The 18463-nt window shown below is 73.4% G+C and carries 16 protein-coding genes and 1 tRNA gene; 6 read left to right on the forward strand and 11 right to left on the reverse strand.

What is annotated here, in order from left to right:
- Positions 1-41 precede the first annotated feature (41 nt).
- Both O3X23_RS07195 and O3X23_RS07200 read right to left on the reverse strand, forming a co-directional pair.
- Positions 42-115: transfer RNA gene (locus O3X23_RS07195), tRNA-Trp, on the reverse strand.
- Positions 106-2193, reverse strand: coding sequence for a phage holin family protein (locus tag O3X23_RS07200; protein WP_269270335.1), 2088 nt, complete (start codon positions 2191-2193; stop codon positions 106-108). Before O3X23_RS07200 ends, O3X23_RS07195 begins: the two co-directional genes overlap by 10 nt.
- Positions 2194-2427: 234 nt before the next feature.
- On the opposite strand from O3X23_RS07200, the gene O3X23_RS07205 reads away from it, so the two are divergent.
- Positions 2428-3201: an MBL fold metallo-hydrolase gene (locus tag O3X23_RS07205; RefSeq protein WP_269270336.1), complete on the forward strand. Its 774-nt coding sequence runs from the start codon at positions 2428-2430 to the stop codon at positions 3199-3201.
- Positions 3198-3839: a DedA family protein gene (locus O3X23_RS07210; protein WP_269270337.1), complete on the forward strand. Its 642-nt coding sequence runs from the start codon at positions 3198-3200 to the stop codon at positions 3837-3839. Before O3X23_RS07205 ends, O3X23_RS07210 begins: the two co-directional genes overlap by 4 nt.
- A 9-nt stretch (positions 3840-3848) precedes the next feature.
- Here O3X23_RS07210 and O3X23_RS07215 read toward each other — a convergent pair whose 3' ends face one another.
- The 3 genes from O3X23_RS07215 to O3X23_RS07225 form a co-directional block, all read right to left on the reverse strand.
- Positions 3849-4856, reverse strand: a complete 1008-nt coding sequence (locus tag O3X23_RS07215) for an MBL fold metallo-hydrolase (protein ID WP_269270338.1) — start codon at positions 4854-4856, stop codon at positions 3849-3851.
- A gap of 61 nt (positions 4857-4917) precedes the next feature.
- A complete protein-coding gene (locus O3X23_RS07220) occupies positions 4918-6090 on the reverse strand; it encodes an aminotransferase class I/II-fold pyridoxal phosphate-dependent enzyme (RefSeq protein WP_269270339.1) in 1173 nt (390 codons plus the stop codon).
- A gap of 161 nt (positions 6091-6251) precedes the next feature.
- Complete coding sequence (locus O3X23_RS07225) at positions 6252-6905, reverse strand: HAD family hydrolase (RefSeq protein ID WP_269270340.1); 654 nt, start codon at positions 6903-6905, stop codon at positions 6252-6254.
- 60 nt (positions 6906-6965) lie between these two features.
- On the opposite strand from O3X23_RS07225, the gene O3X23_RS07230 reads away from it, so the two are divergent.
- Positions 6966-8453, forward strand: coding sequence for a bifunctional phosphatase PAP2/diacylglycerol kinase family protein (locus tag O3X23_RS07230; RefSeq protein WP_269270341.1), 1488 nt, complete (start codon positions 6966-6968; stop codon positions 8451-8453).
- Between the two features lie 51 nt (positions 8454-8504).
- On the opposite strand, the gene O3X23_RS07235 is transcribed toward O3X23_RS07230, so the two are convergent.
- Positions 8505-8960: an SseB family protein gene (locus tag O3X23_RS07235; protein WP_269270342.1), complete on the reverse strand. Its 456-nt coding sequence runs from the start codon at positions 8958-8960 to the stop codon at positions 8505-8507.
- Between the two features lie 117 nt (positions 8961-9077).
- On the opposite strand from O3X23_RS07235, the gene O3X23_RS07240 reads away from it, so the two are divergent.
- Positions 9078-9680, forward strand: coding sequence for a GNAT family N-acetyltransferase (locus tag O3X23_RS07240; protein ID WP_269270343.1), 603 nt, complete (start codon positions 9078-9080; stop codon positions 9678-9680).
- Positions 9681-9711: 31 nt separating this feature from the next.
- Here O3X23_RS07240 and O3X23_RS07245 read toward each other — a convergent pair whose 3' ends face one another.
- Positions 9712-10779, reverse strand: coding sequence for an RNA ligase (ATP) (locus tag O3X23_RS07245; protein ID WP_269270344.1), 1068 nt, complete (start codon positions 10777-10779; stop codon positions 9712-9714).
- Between the two features lie 157 nt (positions 10780-10936).
- Positions 10937-12313: a M48 family metallopeptidase gene (locus tag O3X23_RS07250; RefSeq protein ID WP_269270345.1), complete on the reverse strand. Its 1377-nt coding sequence runs from the start codon at positions 12311-12313 to the stop codon at positions 10937-10939.
- A 164-nt stretch (positions 12314-12477) separates the two neighbouring features.
- On the opposite strand from O3X23_RS07250, the gene O3X23_RS07255 reads away from it, so the two are divergent.
- Positions 12478-13494 carry a ketopantoate reductase family protein gene (locus O3X23_RS07255; protein ID WP_269270346.1) on the forward strand — a complete coding sequence of 339 codons (1017 nt, stop codon included), beginning with the start codon at positions 12478-12480 and terminating at the stop codon, positions 13492-13494.
- A 1-nt stretch (position 13495) separates the two neighbouring features.
- Here O3X23_RS07255 and O3X23_RS07260 read toward each other — a convergent pair whose 3' ends face one another.
- Complete coding sequence (locus O3X23_RS07260) at positions 13496-15550, reverse strand: DUF5107 domain-containing protein (RefSeq protein WP_269270347.1); 2055 nt, start codon at positions 15548-15550, stop codon at positions 13496-13498.
- 256 nt (positions 15551-15806) lie between these two features.
- On the opposite strand from O3X23_RS07260, the gene O3X23_RS07265 reads away from it, so the two are divergent.
- Entirely contained in the window at positions 15807-16220 is a 414-nt protein-coding gene (locus tag O3X23_RS07265; RefSeq protein ID WP_269270348.1) for an ankyrin repeat domain-containing protein, read from the forward strand.
- Between the two features lie 47 nt (positions 16221-16267).
- Here the strand turns inward: O3X23_RS07265 and alc are convergent, their stop codons facing one another.
- Both alc and O3X23_RS07275 read right to left on the reverse strand, forming a co-directional pair.
- Positions 16268-17404 (reverse strand): allantoicase, encoded by a 1137-nt coding sequence (alc, locus tag O3X23_RS07270; protein WP_269270349.1) that lies wholly within the window; start codon positions 17402-17404, stop codon positions 16268-16270.
- 59 nt (positions 17405-17463) lie between these two features.
- Complete coding sequence (locus O3X23_RS07275) at positions 17464-18414, reverse strand: LysR family transcriptional regulator (RefSeq protein ID WP_269270350.1); 951 nt, start codon at positions 18412-18414, stop codon at positions 17464-17466.
- Positions 18415-18463 lie beyond the last annotated feature (49 nt).

The following is an 18463-nucleotide window of genomic DNA, read 5'->3' on the forward strand; positions in this document are numbered from 1 at the left end:
GTCCGCTCACCCCGGCGGACGGCAGCCCCGACAGCGACCAGCAGGGGCGGCAGGGGTCGAACCTGCGACATCTGGTTTTGGAGACCAGCGCTCTGGCCGGCTGAGCTACGCCCCTAGGTGTTGGGGCAACTCTCCTGGTTCGGGCACGTCCTGGGCAAACGGGTTTTCGCGCAGGAAGTCGTCGGTGCTCTCGGCGAGCCAGGTGCTCAGCACGCCGTGCAGGGCTTCGGCGCCTGCTAGGGGGCCTTCGGGGTCGGTCAGGGTGCAGGGGAAGAGGAGGAAGGGGCGGCTCTGGTCGCCGCCGAGGCCGCCGTGGGAGCCGGCCTGCTGCTCGAAGGCATGGACGGCGCCGGTGGCGGGGTCGTAGGAGGAGTTGACCATCAGGTCGGCGACGTGCGGGAAGCCGTCGGTGCGGCGGACCGTTTCGGCGGCGCCCTTGCCGAACGGGGCGAGGGGGTCGGCGAGGTGGATGCGGCCGGTGTCCAGCTCGTGCTCCGCGCCGCCCGCGCCCAGGGCGAGCGGGCCGCGGGTGGCGCTGCGGACGAGGACGAAGCCGATGCCCGGGTGGTCCACCAGGGTCCGCAGGAGCGTGGGGTAGCGCTCGTCGATCTCCTCGCGGGTGACGCGGCCCGGCAGGTCGGGGAAGGTGACGAGGCCGAGGTTGCCCGAGGCCAGGACCACCGGGTCGGAGGGCGGCCCCGCGCACTCCTTCTCCTCCTCCGGGTGCCGGCCGCGCTCGTCCCGGTGCAGGGCGGCGCGGGCCGCCGTCCTGGCCTCGGCACCGCTCACGCTGCGCCCGGCGCGGCGTGGGACGGGGAGGTCGCAGCCGGCCCGGACGAGTTCCTTCAGCGTCAGCCCGTACGCGTCGGCGAAGGTCTCGCCGTAGCTCTGGCCGTGGTCGGAGAGCAGCACGATCCGGTACGGGCGGGGCGCGTAGCGGGCGGCGTCGGCGATGAGCCGGATCGAACCGTCCAGCCGGTTCAGCACCTTGAACGCGTCGCGGCTGCGGGGACCGGAGTGGTGGGCCACCTCGTCGTACGCGACGAGGTCCGCGTAGACCGCGGTGCGGCCGGCGAGCATGTCGCCGATCACGGCGGCGACCGCGACATCGCGTTCGACGACGGTCGCGAAGGCGCGCAGCAGCGGGTACAGGCCTCCGCGCTTGATCCGCGGCCGGTCGCGGCGCAGCCGGGAGGCCGTCGACTCGGCGATCTCACGGCCGACCTCGGCGACGAAGGACCAGGCGGTGCGCACGGCGTTGGCGGGGTCGGAGAAGTACGCGAAGTAGCCGGACCGGGAGCGGCGGAACGTGCCGCGCCGGACCGCCGCCGACATCACCAGCGCCATCTGGTCCGCACCGCCGCTGAAGAGGTTGCCGCGGCTCGCGCCGTCCTCGGCGAGCAGGCCGGGCGAGCCGGTGTACTCCAGCGCGCGGCGTTCCAGCTCCGCCGCGCTGGAGGGCCGGTTGCAGACCATCAGCTGCCCGGTGTCCTTCTCGAACCAGCGGAAGGCGGGCACGTCGTGGTTGGAACCGTGCAGGATGCCGAGCTGGCTGGCGCCGGTCTGGCTGCTCCAGTCGGTGCGCCACGGCAGCAGCCGGTGGCTGCTGTCCAGCCACTCGGCGACGGTCTCCATCGCCGGCGGCCGGGTCCGTCCGCCGCGCCGCGAGGGGCGGACGGCCTCGCGCAGGACGTCGTGCCCGACGCCGTCGAGTTGCAGGAAGAGCGTGCCGGGGGCCTTCGGTCCCGCTTCGCCCCGCTCGGGCCGGCGGCGGCCCGCGAGCCGCGCGAGCCGTCGTCCGTACGCCTCGTCGTCGCGCACCGCGAGCGCGGTACTGGTCGCCGAGGACGTCGCCGACATCACGGCGGCGATGACGACGGCGGTCGCGGGTGTGACCTCGCCGTGCGGGGTGAAACGAAGGGCGATCAGCAGCAGCGACCCGTTGAGGAAGAAGACCAGCATGCCGAGCACCAGTGCCGGGACCATCAGCAGGGCGCGCACCAGCACGGGCCAGACGAGGGCGCTGAGCACGCCGAAGGCGCCCGCGCCGATCCCCGCGGTGACCGCCATCTGCGGGGGGTCGTCGCCGTTGGGCGACTGGATGCGGAAATCGGGCAGGATGCCCGCCAGGGCGGCCAGCGTCGCCGCGGACACCGCCCAGACGGCCACCACGCGCGCGACCGCCCGCCCCATGGACCGCCACCGCCACCGCCGCAGCACGCCCGGTTCACCTCATGTCCTGTTCGCGGCCCGGTCCCCGGCACCGCGGGGCCCGGGTGACTCCTGCACGCTGTCCACCCTGCCACAACGTCCCCGGGCCGCTGGTCGGCCCACCCCCGCACCGGTTCCGTGATCGGCATAGGGTCGAGGGCGGAAGACGGCGACGGACGACAGTACGGGCGACAGCGCGGTGAAGGGGCGGTTCCGGTGGCGGTGGAGATCACGTGGTGGGGTCATGCCACGGCGACCGTGCGCGACTCGGGCGTCCGCGTGCTCACCGATCCGCTGTTCGTGAACCGGCTCGCGCACCTGCGGCGGCGGCGCGGCGCCGTCCCGCCGCCGGAGGCGGCGGTCGCGGACGTCGCCGTCGTCTCCCATCTGCACGCCGACCATCTGCACCCCGCCTCACTGGCCCGGCTCGCGCCCGGCACGCGCGTGCTGGTGCCGCGCGGCGCTCCGCGGGCCGTGCCGGGGCTGCGGCGGCTGCGTGGACTGGACCTGGTCGAGGTGGTGGCGGGCGACGAGGTACGGGTCGGCCCGCTGACCATCCGGGCGGTGCCCGCGGCACACGACGGGCGGCGGCTGCCGTACGGGCCGCACCGCGTCGCGGCGCTCGGGTACGTGGTGCACGGTGAGGCCCGGACGTACTTCGCCGGGGACACCGGGCTGTTCGACGAGATGGCCGCCGAGGTCGGGCCCTGCGACACGGCGCTGCTGCCGGTCGGCGGCTGGGGCCCGTTCCTGGGCACCGGGCACCTGGACGCCGGACGGGCCGCGCAGGCCCTGGCCCGGCTCGCGCCCGCGGCGGCGGTGCCGATCCACTACGGCACGTACTGGCCGGTGGGCATGGACTCGGTACGGCCGCACGAATTCCACTCCCCCGGAACCGAGTTCGTGCGGCAGGCCGCGCTGCTCGCGCCGGAGGTGACCGTGCACCGGCTGGAGCACGGCGAGAGCGTGCGGCCGGCGGGGGCACGGTGATCCACTACCTGGCGGAGACGGCGACGTCCTCCTCCTCGCAGAGCACCCAGCATGCGGTCGGATATCCGACGCTCTTCCTGCTGGTGATGGTCGGCTCGCTGGTGCCGGTGATCCCGACCGGGGCGCTGGTCAGCGGCGCGGCCGTGGTCGCCTTCCACCAGACATCGCCGTTCGCGCTCGCGCTGGTCTTCGGAGTGGCGGCGCTGGCGGCGTTCCTCGGCGATGTCGCGCTGTACTGGCTCGGGCTGCGCGGCGTCCGCTCCAAGAACGGCTCGCGCCTGCTGCACCGCCTGCAGAACCGGGCCGATCCGGAGCACCTGGCCAAGGCGCAGCGGCAGCTCGCCGAGCACGGCGTGGCCGTGCTCGTGCTGTCCCGGCTGATCCCCGCGGGACGGATCCCGGTGATGCTGGCCTGTCTGCTCGGCGAGCTGCCGCTGCGCCGTTTCATCCGCGGCGACATCGCGGCCTGCCTGGCGTGGGCCGCCGCGTACCAGCTGATCGGGATCGTCGGCGGTTCGCTCTTCCCCGAGCCCTGGCAGGGCGTGGCGCTCGCCGTGGGCATCGCGTTCCTCGTCGCGGTGGTGCCGCAGGTGTGGCGCCGGGCGGGCAGCCGGAAGGCCGGCCCGGCCGACGGGTGAACGGCCCCGCTAGGATTCCCGGCCGAGCACGCGCGAGGCTCCGACCGGCAGGTCCCACAGCTCCTCGCGGGGGCGTCCGGTGGCGGCCCACGCCGCCCGCACCCGCGCCAGGGGTTCGAGGGGCGGCTCGGCCGAGAGCAGGAACGTGGCCCAGTGCATCGGCGCCATCGCGGCTGCGCCCAGGTCGAGGCAGGCCTGGACGGCCTCCTCCGGGTCGGTGTGGACCGGGCTGAGCATCTCCCGGGGGTCGTACGCGCCGATCGGCAGCAGCGCCAGGTCGATGCCCGGGTGGGCGCGGCCGATCTCGGTGAACCAGTGGCCGTAGCCGGTGTCGCCCGCGAAGTACACGCGCTGCCCGTTCCCGTCGGACAGCACCCAGCCGCCCCACAGCGAACGGCAGGTGTCGGTGAGGGTCCGCTTGCTCCAGTGGTGCGCGGGCACGAAGTCGAAGCGCACCCCGCGCAGTTCCGCCGCCTCCCACCAGTCGAGTTCCGTGACGTGTGTGAAGCCGCGGCGGCGGCACCAGGCCGCGAGTCCGGCGGGGACGAAGAGCGGGGTGCCGCGCGGCAGCCGCTTGAGGGTGGGGGCGTCGAGGTGGTCGTAGTGGTTGTGGCTGATGACGACGGCGTCGATGCGCGGCAGCGCGTCCCAGGCGACACCCACCGGGGTGACGCGGGCCGGGGTGCCGAGGATCTTCTCCGACCAGACGGGGTCGGTGAGTACGGTGAGGCCGCCGATCCGCACCACCCAACTGGCGTGCCCGGCCCAGGTGAGGGCGACGGTGTCCGCGTCGACCTCCGGCAGCGGTCCCGGTTCCAGCGGCAGCGCGGGAATCGTGGCGAGCGACGCCGCGCTGGGGCGCAGGCCGCCCGTGCGCAGGGTTCTGGCCATCTCGCGGAAGCCGGGGAGCGGGGCGGTGAGCCGGTCCGCGAAGGATCTCGGCCAGACGCGGCGCTCACCGAGCGGACGCGGCTCGGCGAGGGCGCGCTCGGTCTGATCTGTCATCGGGTCTCCCATCCGTGGGCGGCGCGGGCTGCGGCGGGCGCGGCGGGACGCACCCCCGTCGCCCGACCGTAGTTCAGCCGGCCGTCAGTTCGGTGAAGGCCGTCTTGAGTTCCGTCAACGCCTGGGACACATGTGGCACTTCCAGCGGATCGAGGGCGTGGAACGCGTCACGCCGCTCCCGGTCGGTGCCGCCGTGCAGCGGCCCGGTGTCGATCCGGACCCGCAGCGCGGTGGGGTCGTCGCCGAACCGGTGGCCGCCCAGGACGCGCCTGCCGAGCCGTCGGGTGAGGTGGCGTTCCAGGGCGGCCGCGTCGGGGAGGTCGTGGGTGTCGTGGGAGGTCAGCTCGGCGTAGAGGTGGAAGCCCGCCTGGGGCGGGCGGCACAGCGCGCCGGCCGCCGTGATGGCCCCGCACGCACCGGCCCCGACGGTCGCGTGCAGCCGGTTCGCGGCGGCGGTGTGGGCGCGTACCTCGTCCGGTTCCGTCAGGGCGTACGCCGCTGCCGAGGCGACCGGCGCCAGCAGGACGGCCCGCAGCTCGGCGCAGCGGTGCGCCGCCCGCTCCCGCAGTACGGTGCCCTCGTCGGAGTCCGGGAACCGGGCCAGGGCGACGGGGCAGCAAGGGGGCGCGAGCGACCCGGCGAGGTCGTTGAGGACGATCGTCCGGTCGGGAAGCATCTCGGCGGGGCTGAGCAGGACCGTGCCGCGGTCGTGGCGGGTGTCGCTGTACGTCTCGTCGGACACGACGATCAGTCCCGCCTCGGCGGCCGCCTCACAGCTCTCGCGCAGCAGTTCCGGCGAGGTGACGGTGCCGGTCGGGTCGTCGGCCGGCGACAGCAGGAGCACCCGCGGGTCCGCGCCCTCCACCCGCGCCCGGCGGACCGTCTCCAGCAGCGCGAACGGGTCCGGGGCGCCGCCGCCCTCCGGCGGTGTCGGCACGGCGGACACCGCACGGCCGAGCAGCCGGGCGACGGGCGCCTGCCAGGCGGCGGCGGGCCGGGCGAGCACCAGGCCGCCGCCGGTGGCGGCGAGGATCGCGAGCAGCAACAGCTCGGCGCCGGGCGCGGCCACGACGCGCTCCGGATCGGTCCACAGCCCGCGGCGCTCCCAGTACCCGGCGGCGGCCTGCCGCACCGCCGGGCTGCCGCCGGCCGGCTCCACTCCGGCGCCCGCGAGGTGCTCGGTCCAGTACGCGGGGACGGGCAGCCCCGGATCGGGCCTGAGGTCGTACGGGGTCGTCCCCTGCATCCGTGCCTCCGGTGGTTCAGTGGCTGCGGCCACCTTCCCAGCCGACGCACCCGTCGCACGAGTGCCATGCCCTCCCGCCCCACCGCCCACCCGTTTGCCGGGCGCGGCGGCCGCTCACGAACGGATCGGCGCCCGCGCGGACAGCCGCCCACCGACGCGGGTCAGCCGCCGAGGAGGAGTTCCGGCAAGTCGCGCATCTCGTCGAAGACGACCGTCCCCGGACCTTCGAGCCAGGCCGGCGGGGTCAGCCCGCCGCAGTAGCCGAAGGCGCGCATGCCCGCCGCGCGGGCCGCTTCGACGCCGAAGCGGCTGTCCTCGACCACGACGCAGCGGGCCGGATCCGCGCCCAGGGTGCGGGCCGCGTGCAGGAAGAGGTCGGGGGCCGGTTTACCGTGCTCGACCTCGGTCGCGCTGAAGATCCGGCCCTCGAAACGCGCGTACAGGCCGGTGAGTTCGAGGGAGTACCGCAGTCCCGGATGGGTGTTGCTGGACGCGACGCACGCGGGGAGGGTGATCCGGCCGAGGGCCTCCTCGATGCCGTCCACGGCGGTGAGTTCGGCGTCGAACGCCGACCGGTACCAGGGCCGGTAGCGGTCGTACCAGCCCTCGGGGAGCGGACGGCCGAGCTGCTCCTCGATCGCGGCCGTCAGGTCGCGGTGCGAGCGGCCGACGAATCGTTCGACGACCTCGGCCTCGGTGAGCGGCCAGCCGAGTTCGGCCAGCATCATCACGTCGACGCGGACGGCGACGCGCTCGCTGTCCACCAGGACGCCGTCGCAGTCGAAGATCACCAGGTCTATTCGATCATCAGCCACCCGGGCATCCTAAAGGAGTGGGGTGGTATCGAAGTCCGCTCCCCGGGTAGCCGCTAGCGCATGAAGCGTCGCGCCAGGGCCCACTCCTTGAAGATGTGGGACCACAAGCTGTTCCACCAGGTCGCCAGCCGTCGTTGGCCGGGCGCCGAGCCGGTGCTGCCGCGGTTGAGCCGCAGCGCCAACCACGGGTTGCTGTGGTTCGGGGTGGCCGCCGGGGTCGCCGCGGTCGGCGGAAGGGACGGCCGCCGGGCCGCGTTGCGCGGGGTCGGGTCGCTCGCGCTGGCCTCCGCGACGGTGAACACCGTGGGCAAGCGGGCGGTGCGCCGGGCGCGTCCGATACTGGACGCCGTTCCGGTGATACGCCGTCTGCGGAACCAGCCCTTCACCACCTCCTTCCCGTCCGGGCACGCCGCGTCGGCCGCCGCCTTCGCGACCGGGGTCCTGATGGAGTCGGGCCGCTGGGGCACGGTGGTGGCGCCGATCGCCGCGTCGGTGGTGTTCTCCCGGGTCTACACGGGGGTGCACTACCCGAGCGACGTGGTGGCCGGTGCGGCGTTCGGTGTGGGGGCCGCCCTCGTGGTGCGGGCGCTCATCCCGACCGCCGACGGGTCGCCCGCCGATGTGGGCCCGCCGGTGAACGCCCCCTCGCTGCCGGAAGGGCGCGGGCTGTTCGTCGTGGTCAACGAGCTGTCGGGGCCGCCCGCGCTGCTCAACCCGCCCGCCGAACGGATCCGCACCGCCCTGCCGATGGCCGGGGTCGCGGAGCGCACCGAGGACGACGACCTGGCCGAACTGCTGGAGAAGGCCGCCCAGCAGGCGATCGAGCACAACGGGGCACTCGGGGTGTGCGGCGGCGACGGAACGGTCACCCTGGCCGCGTCGATCGCCATGCGGCACAGCCTTCCGCTGGTGGTCTTCCCGGGCGGAACGCGCAACCACTTCGCCCTCGACCTCGGCATCAGCACGGTCGAGGACGCCGCCGTCGCCGTCATGGCGGGCACCGCGGCGGCCGTCGACATCGCGACGTACACCTCGTACGACACTCCGGGCGGCGCGGACGCGGTCCCCTTCGTGAACACGTTCAGCATCGGTTCCTACCCGGAGCTGGTGCGCGTCCGCGAGCGCTGGTCGCGGCGGGTGGGCAGCTGGCCGGCGAGCGTACTGGCGGCGGTGCACGTGCTGCGCACGTCCGAGCCGGTCGACGTCGAGATCAACGGGCGCAAGCGGTCGGTCTGGCTGATCTTCGCGGGGAACTGCGAGTACTCGAGCGTGGGGCTCGCGCCGGTGCGCCGGCGCGACCTGAACGACGGGATCCTGGACGTACGCATCGTGGACGGCGGCCCGTTCGCCCGCACGCGACTGGTCGGGGCCGCCGTGACCGGTTTCCTCACCCGCTCGCCGGTGTACTCCGCCGCGAAACTGCGCCGGCTGCGGATCCGCGGCCTGGGCGCGGGAAGCCATCTCGCGTACGACGGCGAGGTGGTCCCCGCACCCTCCGAGCTGCTGCTCGGCAAGCTGCCCAGCGCCCTGGTGGTCTACCGGCCGTGAGCAGGTGCACCCACGACATGGGCCGGAGCCGGACGGCTCCGGCCCATGTCGTCAGGCTGGGGCCTGCCCCGGACCCGCGGCCGGCCCCGAGCCCGACAGGGCGGCCAGCGCGCGCACCCCGGGCCCGGCGATGCTCAGCGCGTCCGGGGAGCCGGTGTCGATGGCGAGGGTGAGCTCGTCGGACGGCCAGCTGCCGGTGAGGGCGGACAGCGGCACCAGCCGGTAGCGCTGCGTACCGGGCAGTGCCTGGGCCAGCCGCTCCTCGGAGGTGAACACCGGCACCAGTTTCACCCCGTCCTCCTGCTCGTACACCGGCAGCTGGATGGCCCGCGACGCGGCGGGGTCCTGCGCGGCCTCCTCGGCGTCGTCGGGTCCGGCCGGGACGGGAAGCAGCACGTCACTGAGAGCGAGGGTGCTCAGCGCGATCACGTTCTCGCCGCCCTTGGCGATGTCGTGGAGCGCTTGCTGCGCCGGAGGCAGGGCGCCATTGGAATGGATGTCGGTCATGGCTACGAGTCCTTTCGGCGACTGAAAGTCCCGCGTACCCCACCTGGCGGCGGAACATGCAGTCCACCATCCAAAACCGGCTGGCCGCAGTACGCGGGCTGTGGTTACCGTGCGCACATGGTTGCCAAGTCACCCTCTCCCACCGTCCTGACCGGCCGCTTCGTCCGGCTCGAACCCCTCGGCCCGGAACATGTGCCGGATCTGATCGCCGCCGGAGGCGGTGACGAGGAGCTGTGGCGCTGGCTGCCCGTCGAGCCGCCGCGCACGGAGGAGGAGCTGCGCGACCTCGCCGTCACGGTCTGCGCGCAGAGCCGGGAGGCCGGCGGCGTCGCCTACGCCGTGATCGAGCTCGGCGGCGGCCGGGCGATCGGCTGGACGACATTCCACGAGGTGAGCACCGTCGACGAACGGCTCGAGATCGGCTGGACGTGGTACGGCCGCGCCCACTGGCGCACCCCGGTCAACACCGAGACGAAGCTGCTCCTGATGACCTACGCCTACGAGGAGCTGGGCATGGGCCGCATCATGTGGAAGACGGACCTGCTCAACACCCGCTCGCAGGAGGCGATCCTGCGGCTGGGCGCGCAGCGCGAGGGCGTCTGGCGCCGCCACCGGCTGCGGTCGGACGGCGTCACCTGGCGTGACAGCGTCTTCTTCTCGCTCCTCGCGGACGAGTGGCCGGAGGCGAAGCGCCGGCTCCGCGCCCGGCTGGACCGCTGACGGGCGCGGAGGCGGTGTCCCGCGTGCGGGTTCACTCGTACTCGGTGCCCCCCTTGCGGGTCAGATAGGCGTCACTGACGACCTTGGCGATGGCCCGGCCGCCGAGCACCGGGCTGTACCGGTCCTCGGCGGTCCGCACCACGACGCCCTCGCGCACGTGCAGGCCGCGCCCCGACACCGTCTCGGCGCCCTGGGCCAGCTTCAGCGCCGTGTCGAGGTCGAAGGGACCCCTGAACAGGGCCGGGACCAGCGGCAGTTCGCCCTCCAGCAGCTCGTGCGGGTCGAGCCAGCGGACCTGGCCGTCGATCTCGGCCGACACGTCGAAGGCCGCGTAGGCGGGAACGTCTCGCCGGCCGTCCTGCCCGTACCCGAGGTCCTGCACACCGGCGCCGTAGACCTCACCGAAGATGCCGATCCGCGACGCGCGGAGCCGTGCCGCGAGCCGGGCGGCGACGGCGGGCAGGCCGTGGCCGCGCACGGCCCGCCAGTACAGGTTGCCGTCGGCCTCCTGCAGCGCCAGCCGCTGCGAGCCGAGCCCCTTGGACGTGACCTGGACGCCGCCGGTCTCCGCGAAGTAGCTGAGGCAGCAGGCGGTGCCGTGCAGCTTCTCCGTGATCACCACCTGGTCGCCGGGCGCGAAGATGCCGGGATAGCGCTTGAGGTTCTCGATGTCGGTCCACGGCAGCAGATCCGGCGCGGCCTCCACGTCACCGCTCATCGACACCGGGATCGGCGGCACCCACTTCACGACGCCGAGGCGCTCCGCGAAGTCCTCCTCGTCCGCCGCGGCACGCTCCAGGTCCGTGCCCGCGAGGGCCTTCGGCCGGCACACGATGCCCTGCGAGAGCTCACCGCGCAGCCGTACCGCGCGCACCCGGTTCGCCTTCGACCCGGCGAGCCGCCCGGTCAGCCCCAGCTCGGTGACGAGCTCCTCGGGCAGGACGGCCTGCTCGGGTATGTACACCGCGAACTCACCGGTCCGGTAGGCGCCCTTCGCCACGACCGCCCGGTAGAGCCCGACCTGGGCCAGTTCCAGCGCGTCCGCGTTCGGATGCTCGTGGATCGTCAGCCGCTCGGCGCTCACTCGCAGCGTGGACATGCGGCAGCCCTCCCCCGTCGTACGTCACGGAACCGGCGAACGCCGGCCCCGGCACCACCTTCGCCGTTGGGACGCCCGCTCGGCCAGCGATTTCCCGGCAACGCAGCGAGCGTGCGTGCCAGACCACGCGAGACAGACGGGACTTCTACAACACGACTTAGAGGTCCCTGACCACGTCGCGGGCCAGCCGGGTGCGGGCCGGGGCGAGTTCCGCGTCGATGGCGGCGACGGCCGCGGCGTCGAGCACCACGGTGCCAGGCAGTTGGGCACCGTCGGCGATGAGGGACCGGCGCAGATGGGTCGGCGGGTGCGTCGCGTCGACCGCGTGTCCGCGCAGCACACTGACGCGCCGCAGCCGGTCGTACTCCCGGGCGGGAATCGACGTGATGCGGGTGGCGAGGTGGGTCCACAGTCCGGCCTCGACGGCCTTCGGGTCGACGCCGGGCAGGCGGGTGCGGGCGCGAACCGCCTGCGTGCGCAGGTCGTTGCTGACGGACTCCCCCGTCAGCAGCCGGTCGAACAGGCCGACGGCCGCCTCGCTGGAGCCGGTTCCGGCCGCCATCCGGTCCGCCAGGTACTCGGCCCGCTGGGCGGACCGCACGGTGAGGTGGTCCAGCAGTCGGAGGACGCCCAGCACGGCGTAGCGCGGGATCACCATCAGCGCGTCGGCCAGGGCCTCCGCCAGCCGCACCAGTCCGGCCTCGGCCGGCGGCCGGGCGGCGCGCTGCGCGAGTTCACCGAGGCCGTCGGCCCTGACCATGCGGCTGTTGCGCCGCGCCGGTGTGAAGACCTCGTACCAGGTGACCAGGGAGCGCAGTGCGGTGTGGACCACGAGTCCGTGCCGGGTGTCACCGTTGGCGTAGTGGCCGAACTCGTGACCCAGCAGTGCGACCCGCTGTTGCGCAGTGAGCGTCTCCCACAGCGGAAGCCCGATGTCGACGCGACGGCGGCGGCGCCAACCGTACGCCTGGACCGAGGCGTTGAACCGGACGTCGACGATGACGGCGTCCGCGGCGCGGGTGCTGACACCCTCCGCGACCTGGTCCAGGAGCGTGAACAGGGCCGGGGCGTCGGCCCGGCGCAGGACGACGCCGTCGCCCGGGAGCCGGCCGAGGCGGGGGCGCAGCGCGAACGCCACCACGAGCAGGATCACGCCGATGATCGGCTCGACCACCGTGTCCCAGCCCAGCACCACGAGGAGCAGGCCGATGGCGGCGAGTGCGACCGTGAACAGATGGACCGCGCAGGCCAGCGCGTAGGCCAGGACGCTGTGGGCGTCGCGACGGGGCGATTGGTCGCCACCGCCGGCCAGTTCCGCGTGCAGCTGCTCGCCGTGGCGCCGGGCGAGGGCCACCCTGTGGGCCCCGATCCGGCCGGGCAGCGCGTCGGGCTCGGCCGAGTCGGTGTTCCAGCCGCACTCCGCGCACCAGGTGGCGAAGCGCGGATCCACCGGCACCGCCGCGCCGCAGTCCGGGCACGGATCATCGGCTCTGCGGGTCGTGTCGTCGGGCGTACTCGTGCTGGTATCGGTCATGGTCCCTCCCCGGATTCCCCCTGCCGGGGCTGGCGAACGCTACACGATGGGCACAGGTGTTCACAGAACGGATCGGCCGTCACCCCGTCCGGTCGCGGGGGGTGACGGAGACGGAGCACCGGCCGGGGCGCGAGTGGGCTTGACGTGTGTGCCAGGCTCGGAGCGTGCGATACATCATCATCGGGGCCGGCGCGATCGGCGGCACCATCGGCGGCAGGCTCTTCGACAGCGGCCGCGAGGTCGTCCTCGTCGCGCGGGGCGCGCACTACGAGGCGCTGCGGGACGGCGGGTTGCGGCTGACGCTGCCGGGCGGGGCGCTCAAACTTCCGGTGCCCGTCGTCGACGGCCCGGAGGCCGTCGAACTACGTGCGGACGACGTCCTCGTCGTCGCCGTGAAGACGCAGGACAGCGTCGCGGCCCTGGACGCGTGGGCCGGGCGACCGGTCGCGGGCGGGGGTACCGCGGGCGGGCGGCTGCCTGTGGTGTGCGCGCAGAACGGGGTCGCGGGCGAACGGCTCGCGCTGCGGCGGTTCCGCCGGGTGTACGGCATGTGCGTCTGGCTGCCCGCCAGTTACCTGGAACCCGGGTCCATCGAGGCGTCGTGCGAGCCGCTGACGGGCATTCTGCACCTCGGGCGGTTCCCGGCGGGGAGCGATGCGCTGGCGGAGCGGATCGCCGCGGACCTCATGGAGTCGGGCTTCGACGCGCCCACACCGTCCGACGTGATGCGCTGGAAGTACGGCAAGCTGCTCAAGAACCTCGGCAACGCGGTGGAGGCCACCTGCGGCCCGCTCGACGGCGACGACGCCGCGCCCGCCGGTGACCTGGTGCGGCGCGCTGTCGCGGAGGGCGAAGCGGTCCTGGACGCGGCCGGTGTCGACCGGGCGGGTGAAGCCGAGCAGACGGCCGCCCGGGGTGACCGCGTCCGACTCCAGCCCCTCAACGGGGTTACCCGCGGCGGCGGTTCGTCGTGGCAGAGCCTCACCCGTGGCACGGGCTCGATCGAGGCGGACTACCTCAACGGGGAGATCGTGCTGCTCGGCCGGATGACCGGCATCGACACCCCGGTCAACGCCGTGCTCCAGCAGGTCGCCAACGCCTTCGCCCGCGAGGGCCGCCGGCCCGGGGAGATCACGATCCCCGAACTGGCGGCCCTCATCGACTCCTACGAGCGAAGGTGACTCACGTTCCGCTCGGCGGTTCCGCCGCCGGACGCATCCGGTAGTCGTACGCCTCCGGCAGCGGGTGCTCGGCGCGGGCGCGCCGCTCGACGTCGGCGGTCACCGGGCCGTCGCCGGCGATCAGCCGCTCTGCGATGGCGTACCAGGTGTCGCTGAGCGACTCCTCGGCCTCGCGGAGGTCGTCGACGACGAAACCCGCGTCGAAGATCGCCCGCGCGGCCGGCACGTCGCCCCGCGCGAGCAGCACCTGCGCCCGCAGCAACCGGAAGCGGCCGCGCTCGGCGTGGGCCGGCACGTGTTCGTCCAGGACGAGCGCCGCGTCGTCGGCGCGGCCGACCGCGAGGAGCGCGGTGACCGCCTCCCGGGCGAGCCCGGCCGAGGCCGCCCACCAGGCTTCGTCGGCCGGCACCTCGTGGTGCGCGGTGGCGGAGGCGGCCAGGAAGCGGTCGGCGGCCCGCTCCAGGTGGCCGTCCTCCTGGTCGGCGACGGCGAGACAGCGCAGCACCGGCCAGGTCTCGTGCTGCGCGGCGGAGCGTTCCCAGCTTCTGATCGCCTGGGCGCGGTCGCCCGCGTGCCACTGGGCGACGCCGAGGAAGTAGTCCCGGTACCACTCGTTCCCGTTGTAGGTGTCCGCGGCCTCCAGCAGCTCGCGCCACTCCGGCGCCACGAGCGCGGGGCCGGGCAGCGCGTCCTCCACCGGCCTCGGGAACATGCCGGCGACCAGCAGCTCCAGCCACGGCTTCTGCTGCGCCCCCAGTGTCGCGGGGTCGAACGGCGTCCCCGGCAGCGCGAACCGGGCCCGCTCGACCTCGAGCGCGCCCCAGCCCGAGCCGGTGGCGATGACGTCCTTCGGCTCGGTGTCCGCGTGTGGCAGCCAGGCGGCGTAGGCGGCGTCGACGTCCGCCCGGGGCAGGACGCTCTCCAGCCGGTTCTCGACCGCGGCACGGGCGGCACCCCAGTCGTCGCCGTGGACGGCCGCCGGGTCGGCGTCGAGCGGACCGTACGCCTCCAGCCAGGAGAACTCCGCGCCCGCCTCCATCGGCACGTGCTCCAGCTGCGTACGGGCCAGACCCGCCTGGATCTCCAGGTAGCCGCCGGTACCGGGCTCGGTGAGCCACTGCTGCCAGCGACGGCCGCCGCGCCCGTTGCCCCAGAGGAAGAGCTTGCGGCCGCGCAGCCGGTCGGTCGAGGTCTGGACGAGCCCCTGCCCGTCACCGTCGAGGGCGGTGACCCAGCGGCGGTCGCCGTCCCCTACTTCGTAGAAGTAGTCGGCGGCGTGTTCCGACCGGGTCGGGTACGTGATGTCCGTGCCGTCCCACTCGGGCACCGGCACGCGGCGCAGCGAGCGGGCGTATCCGAAGTGCCACGCCGTGTCGGCGGGGGCGAGCACGCGCGTGTCGTCGGTCTCGGGGACGGCGATGTTGGACCACCAGTAGACCGGCACGGTGCGGTGGTGCGGGTTGCGGATCCTGACGCCCACGTAGAGGAAGTCGGAGTGCTCCGGCAGCCACATGTCGATCTGGAACGGCAGGTCGCGCAGCCGCTCCCACTCCCACAGCCGCAGCATCTCGCCGCCGTCGGGGGCGGGCACGCGGGCGGCGTGCAGGGGCGCGCAGGTGAGGGTGGTGTGGCCGGTCGCCCCGAGGTTCCACTCCACGCCGCCGGAGAACCACGCTCCGGCCAGCCCGAAGTCGGCCGGCTGGACGACGGGGTTGCGGTAGAGCAGTTCGCGGCCGGTGGCCTTGTGCACCAGCGAGTGCAGCCGCCCGCCGAGACCGGGCAGGACGGTGGCGCGTACCCGGTCGTTCTCGATGACGACGGCGTCGAGATCGGCGGGGGCGCGCTCGCGGCCGTACCCGTCACGGAGCCGTACCGGCAGGACGGAGTGCAGCGGCGCGTAACCGACCTGGCGTGCCATGTCGGCCGGGAGCCCGGCGCGTTCGCGCGGATCGAGCTGGTGCACCTCGTCGAGGGCGCGCAGCGCGGGCAGCGGGTTCTCGGGGCCGATCGGGGCAGCCGGGATGGTCACAGCGATACGTCGCACGGTCGTAGCCAAGGCCACCTCATCCAGTCACGCGGGGCCGCCGGGGAACAGGCGGCCGTCTGATGACCATGGAACAGGGTTACGGCGCCGCTGAACAGGCCCTGCCTCGGTCAGGGTTGGGCAAAGCCCCCGCAAATCGGTCAGAAGACCGACAGCCCGGGGCGGTCGCGCCGGGGCCCGATGACGGCCCGGGAAGGTCCCGGATCCTCCGGAAGTCGTCGCGTTCCATGACAGGCCGTGTGCGGTGATCGACACGTAGGGTGTTCGCATGACGGAAGCGAACCCCGATACCGAGCCCGCGCACGACCCCGAGGTGCTGCAGTTGGCCGGACAGGTCTTCGACCTCGCCCGCGAAGGCGTAACGGCGACCCTCGCCGCCTACGTGGACGCCGGTGTCCCCGCCAATCTCACCAACGACCGGGGCGACACGCTGATCATGCTCGCCGCCTACCATGGGCACGCCGACGCCGTCGCTGCCCTGCTGCAGCGCGGCGCCGATCCCAACCGGCTCAACGACCGCGGTCAGACCCCGCTGGCCGGAGCGGTCTTCAAGGGCGAGGACGCGGTCATCCGCGCACTGGTGGACGGTGGCGCCGATCCGGCCGCCGGTACGCCCAGCGCCGTCGACACGGCCCGGATGTTCGGCAAGGACGAGCTGCTGACGCTCTTCGGCGCGCAGTGAACGAGAGGGCGGCCGTCATCTGACGGCCGCCGCCTCACTGCCCTCGGTCAGCTGATTTCTTCGGTGCGGGTGGTGAGGTGTTCGGCGCCTCGGGCGGTCAGGGAGCCGTGCAGGCGCAGGCGGGAGATACCGCCGTCGGGGAAGATGTCGATCCGCACCCGCGTCGCCGGAACCGGATTGACCAGGAAACGGTGGACCGTGTCCGGCTGGAGCTTTGTGCGCGGCAGCAACTGCGTCCACGCATCTGAGCCCTCATCCTGCACGAACAACGCAGCCCAGCCCGCCGCGTTCCCCTTCAAATACGCGGTATCGATCTCCACCGCCCGGATCGCACCCTGCGCCACCAACCGGTACTGCACCCAGTCATTGCCCTTGTCACGACGACGGCGCGTCTCCCACCCGTCATCCATCTTCCGCGAACGCCCCGGCAGAATCGTGTTCACCGGCGAGGAGTAGAAACGGTCCGACGCATCCTCCACCGTCCCACCGTTCTCCAACGCCACCAGATCGAACGTGCCCAGCTCCGCCAGCCACCCCGGATCCGGCGCCACCTCCCCATACACCCGCAACCGGGCCACACCGCCGTCCGGGTGCTGCTTCAACCGCAGATGCGTGAACCGCCGATCCACCTCCACAGTGAACCCGTTCGCCGCGTGGCCGCCGACCGCGGTGCGCGGCACGATCGTCGTCCACTCCACCCCCTCCGCCAGCAGATCCTCCGCCGACGCCGACACCGCATGCGCCGTCGCCTCCACCGACACCGACTGCGGGTAATTGCCCCGGAAGTGCGCGGTGTCCACCACGACCCCCCGGATCACCCCGGGCGCACCCAACCGGATCAGCGCCCAGTCATGGTCCGCATCCACCGGGTGCGGGGCGTCGGTGCCCGCACCCCGACGACGACGGGTCTCCCACCCATCCATGATCTTGCCCTTGTGCCCGAAATGCTCCGGATCGAAATGCGCCGGCTCCGGGACCAGCAGATTCTCCCGCTCCGCGAAGAACTCATCATTCGCCGCAATCACCCCCGCACCCAACCGCCGATCCGCCAGATCCACCAGACCCGTGAACGGCAACTCCGCACACCGGTAATCCGCATACGGATCACCCCCACCGAACGGCCGAGCATCGCCAGTGAAAGAAGTGGAGGAGGGGACTGGGGAGTGAGTCTCAGGTGTCGTCATGGCTCTACTCTGGACCGGCGACACCGTTCACGTCCATCGACAGTTTTTGAACCATATCTTCAGTTCAACTGAACGTTTTCCCGGCGTCCACCGGCGTCCGCCGACTCCACGGACTCATCCGCGACCTGGCCCAGCACCCGGATCACCCGCCGCAGCAACGGCCCCTCCTCGGATCCGCTGCGCACCACACCCACCACGTGGCGGCGCGGCCGGTCGGCGTCCAAGGGGCGGATCGCGACGTGCTGCCGCTCCCCCACCGTCGCCATCCGGGGCACCAGCGCGACACCGAGGTCCGCGGCGACCATGGCGAGGATGGCCGACCAGTCGGTCGCCGCGTGCGCCTGCTCCGGGACGAATCCCGCGTCGGCGCAGGCCGCCAGGGTGATCTCCCGCCAGGGGCCGCTGCTCCCGAAGATCCACGGCTCCTGGGCGAGGTGCGCCAGCCGCAGGCCGGGGCGCGCCGCCCAGGAGTGGCCGAGCGGAAGGGCCACGTCGAGCGGGTCGGCCAGCAGGGCGACCCGGTGGAAGCGCGGGTCGCGCGCCGACGGCGCGTGCACCGCCAGCGTCACGGCGAGGTCCACGTCGCCGCCCGCCAGCTGCTCGTAGACCTCGGCGGCCTCGGCCTGCCGGACCGACAGGGTGATGCGCGGAAAGTCCTGGCGCAGCAGCCGGGACGCGGGAACGACCAGCCGGGTGATGGCCGTGGCGATGGCGCCGACCCGGACCTCTCCCGCCTCGCCTCGCGTGTAGCCCTCCAGCTCGGCGCCCGCGCGCTCCAGCTGGGCAAAGACCACGTCGGCGTGGCGCAGCAGGACGTGGGCGGCGCCGGTCAGCCGGACGCCGCGGCCCTGCGCCTCGATCACCGGGGTGCCGGCCTGCTTGGAGAGCGCGGACAGCTGCTGCGAGACGGCCGACGGTGTCATCCGCAGCGCAGTGGCGGCAGCGGTGACCGTCCCCGTCTCCTGCAGAGCCCGGAGGATCTGCAGTTTCCTCAAATCCCAGTCCTTCATGAAGGCAGCCTAAACAGCCATCACGGCGGTGAAGGTGTGACCCTACAGA

Source organism: Streptomyces sp. H39-S7, from assembly GCF_027158205.1.
GTDB lineage: Bacteria > Actinomycetota > Actinomycetes > Streptomycetales > Streptomycetaceae > Actinacidiphila.

Bases quoted from the DNA above. Each gene is read 5' to 3' on its own strand.
- O3X23_RS07250 (WP_269270345.1), bottom strand. From the start codon at position 12,313: ATGACCGATACCAGCACGAGTACGCCCGACGACACGACCCGCAGAGCC.
- O3X23_RS07265 (WP_269270348.1), top strand. From the start codon at position 15,807: ATGACGGAAGCGAACCCCGATACCGAGCCCGCGCACGACCCCGAGGTG.
- O3X23_RS07220 (WP_269270339.1), bottom strand. From the start codon at position 6,090: ATGCAGGGGACGACCCCGTACGACCTCAGGCCCGATCCGGGGCTGCCC.
- O3X23_RS07245 (WP_269270344.1), bottom strand. From the start codon at position 10,779: ATGTCCACGCTGCGAGTGAGCGCCGAGCGGCTGACGATCCACGAGCAT.
- alc (WP_269270349.1), bottom strand. From the start codon at position 17,404: ATGACGACACCTGAGACTCACTCCCCAGTCCCCTCCTCCACTTCTTTC.
- O3X23_RS07215 (WP_269270338.1), bottom strand. From the start codon at position 4,856: ATGGGAGACCCGATGACAGATCAGACCGAGCGCGCCCTCGCCGAGCCG.
- O3X23_RS07200 (WP_269270335.1), bottom strand. From the start codon at position 2,193: ATGGGGCGGGCGGTCGCGCGCGTGGTGGCCGTCTGGGCGGTGTCCGCG.
- O3X23_RS07230 (WP_269270341.1), top strand. From the start codon at position 6,966: ATGAAGCGTCGCGCCAGGGCCCACTCCTTGAAGATGTGGGACCACAAG.
- O3X23_RS07275 (WP_269270350.1), bottom strand. From the start codon at position 18,414: ATGAAGGACTGGGATTTGAGGAAACTGCAGATCCTCCGGGCTCTGCAG.
- O3X23_RS07240 (WP_269270343.1), top strand. From the start codon at position 9,078: ATGGTTGCCAAGTCACCCTCTCCCACCGTCCTGACCGGCCGCTTCGTC.
- O3X23_RS07235 (WP_269270342.1), bottom strand. From the start codon at position 8,960: ATGACCGACATCCATTCCAATGGCGCCCTGCCTCCGGCGCAGCAAGCG.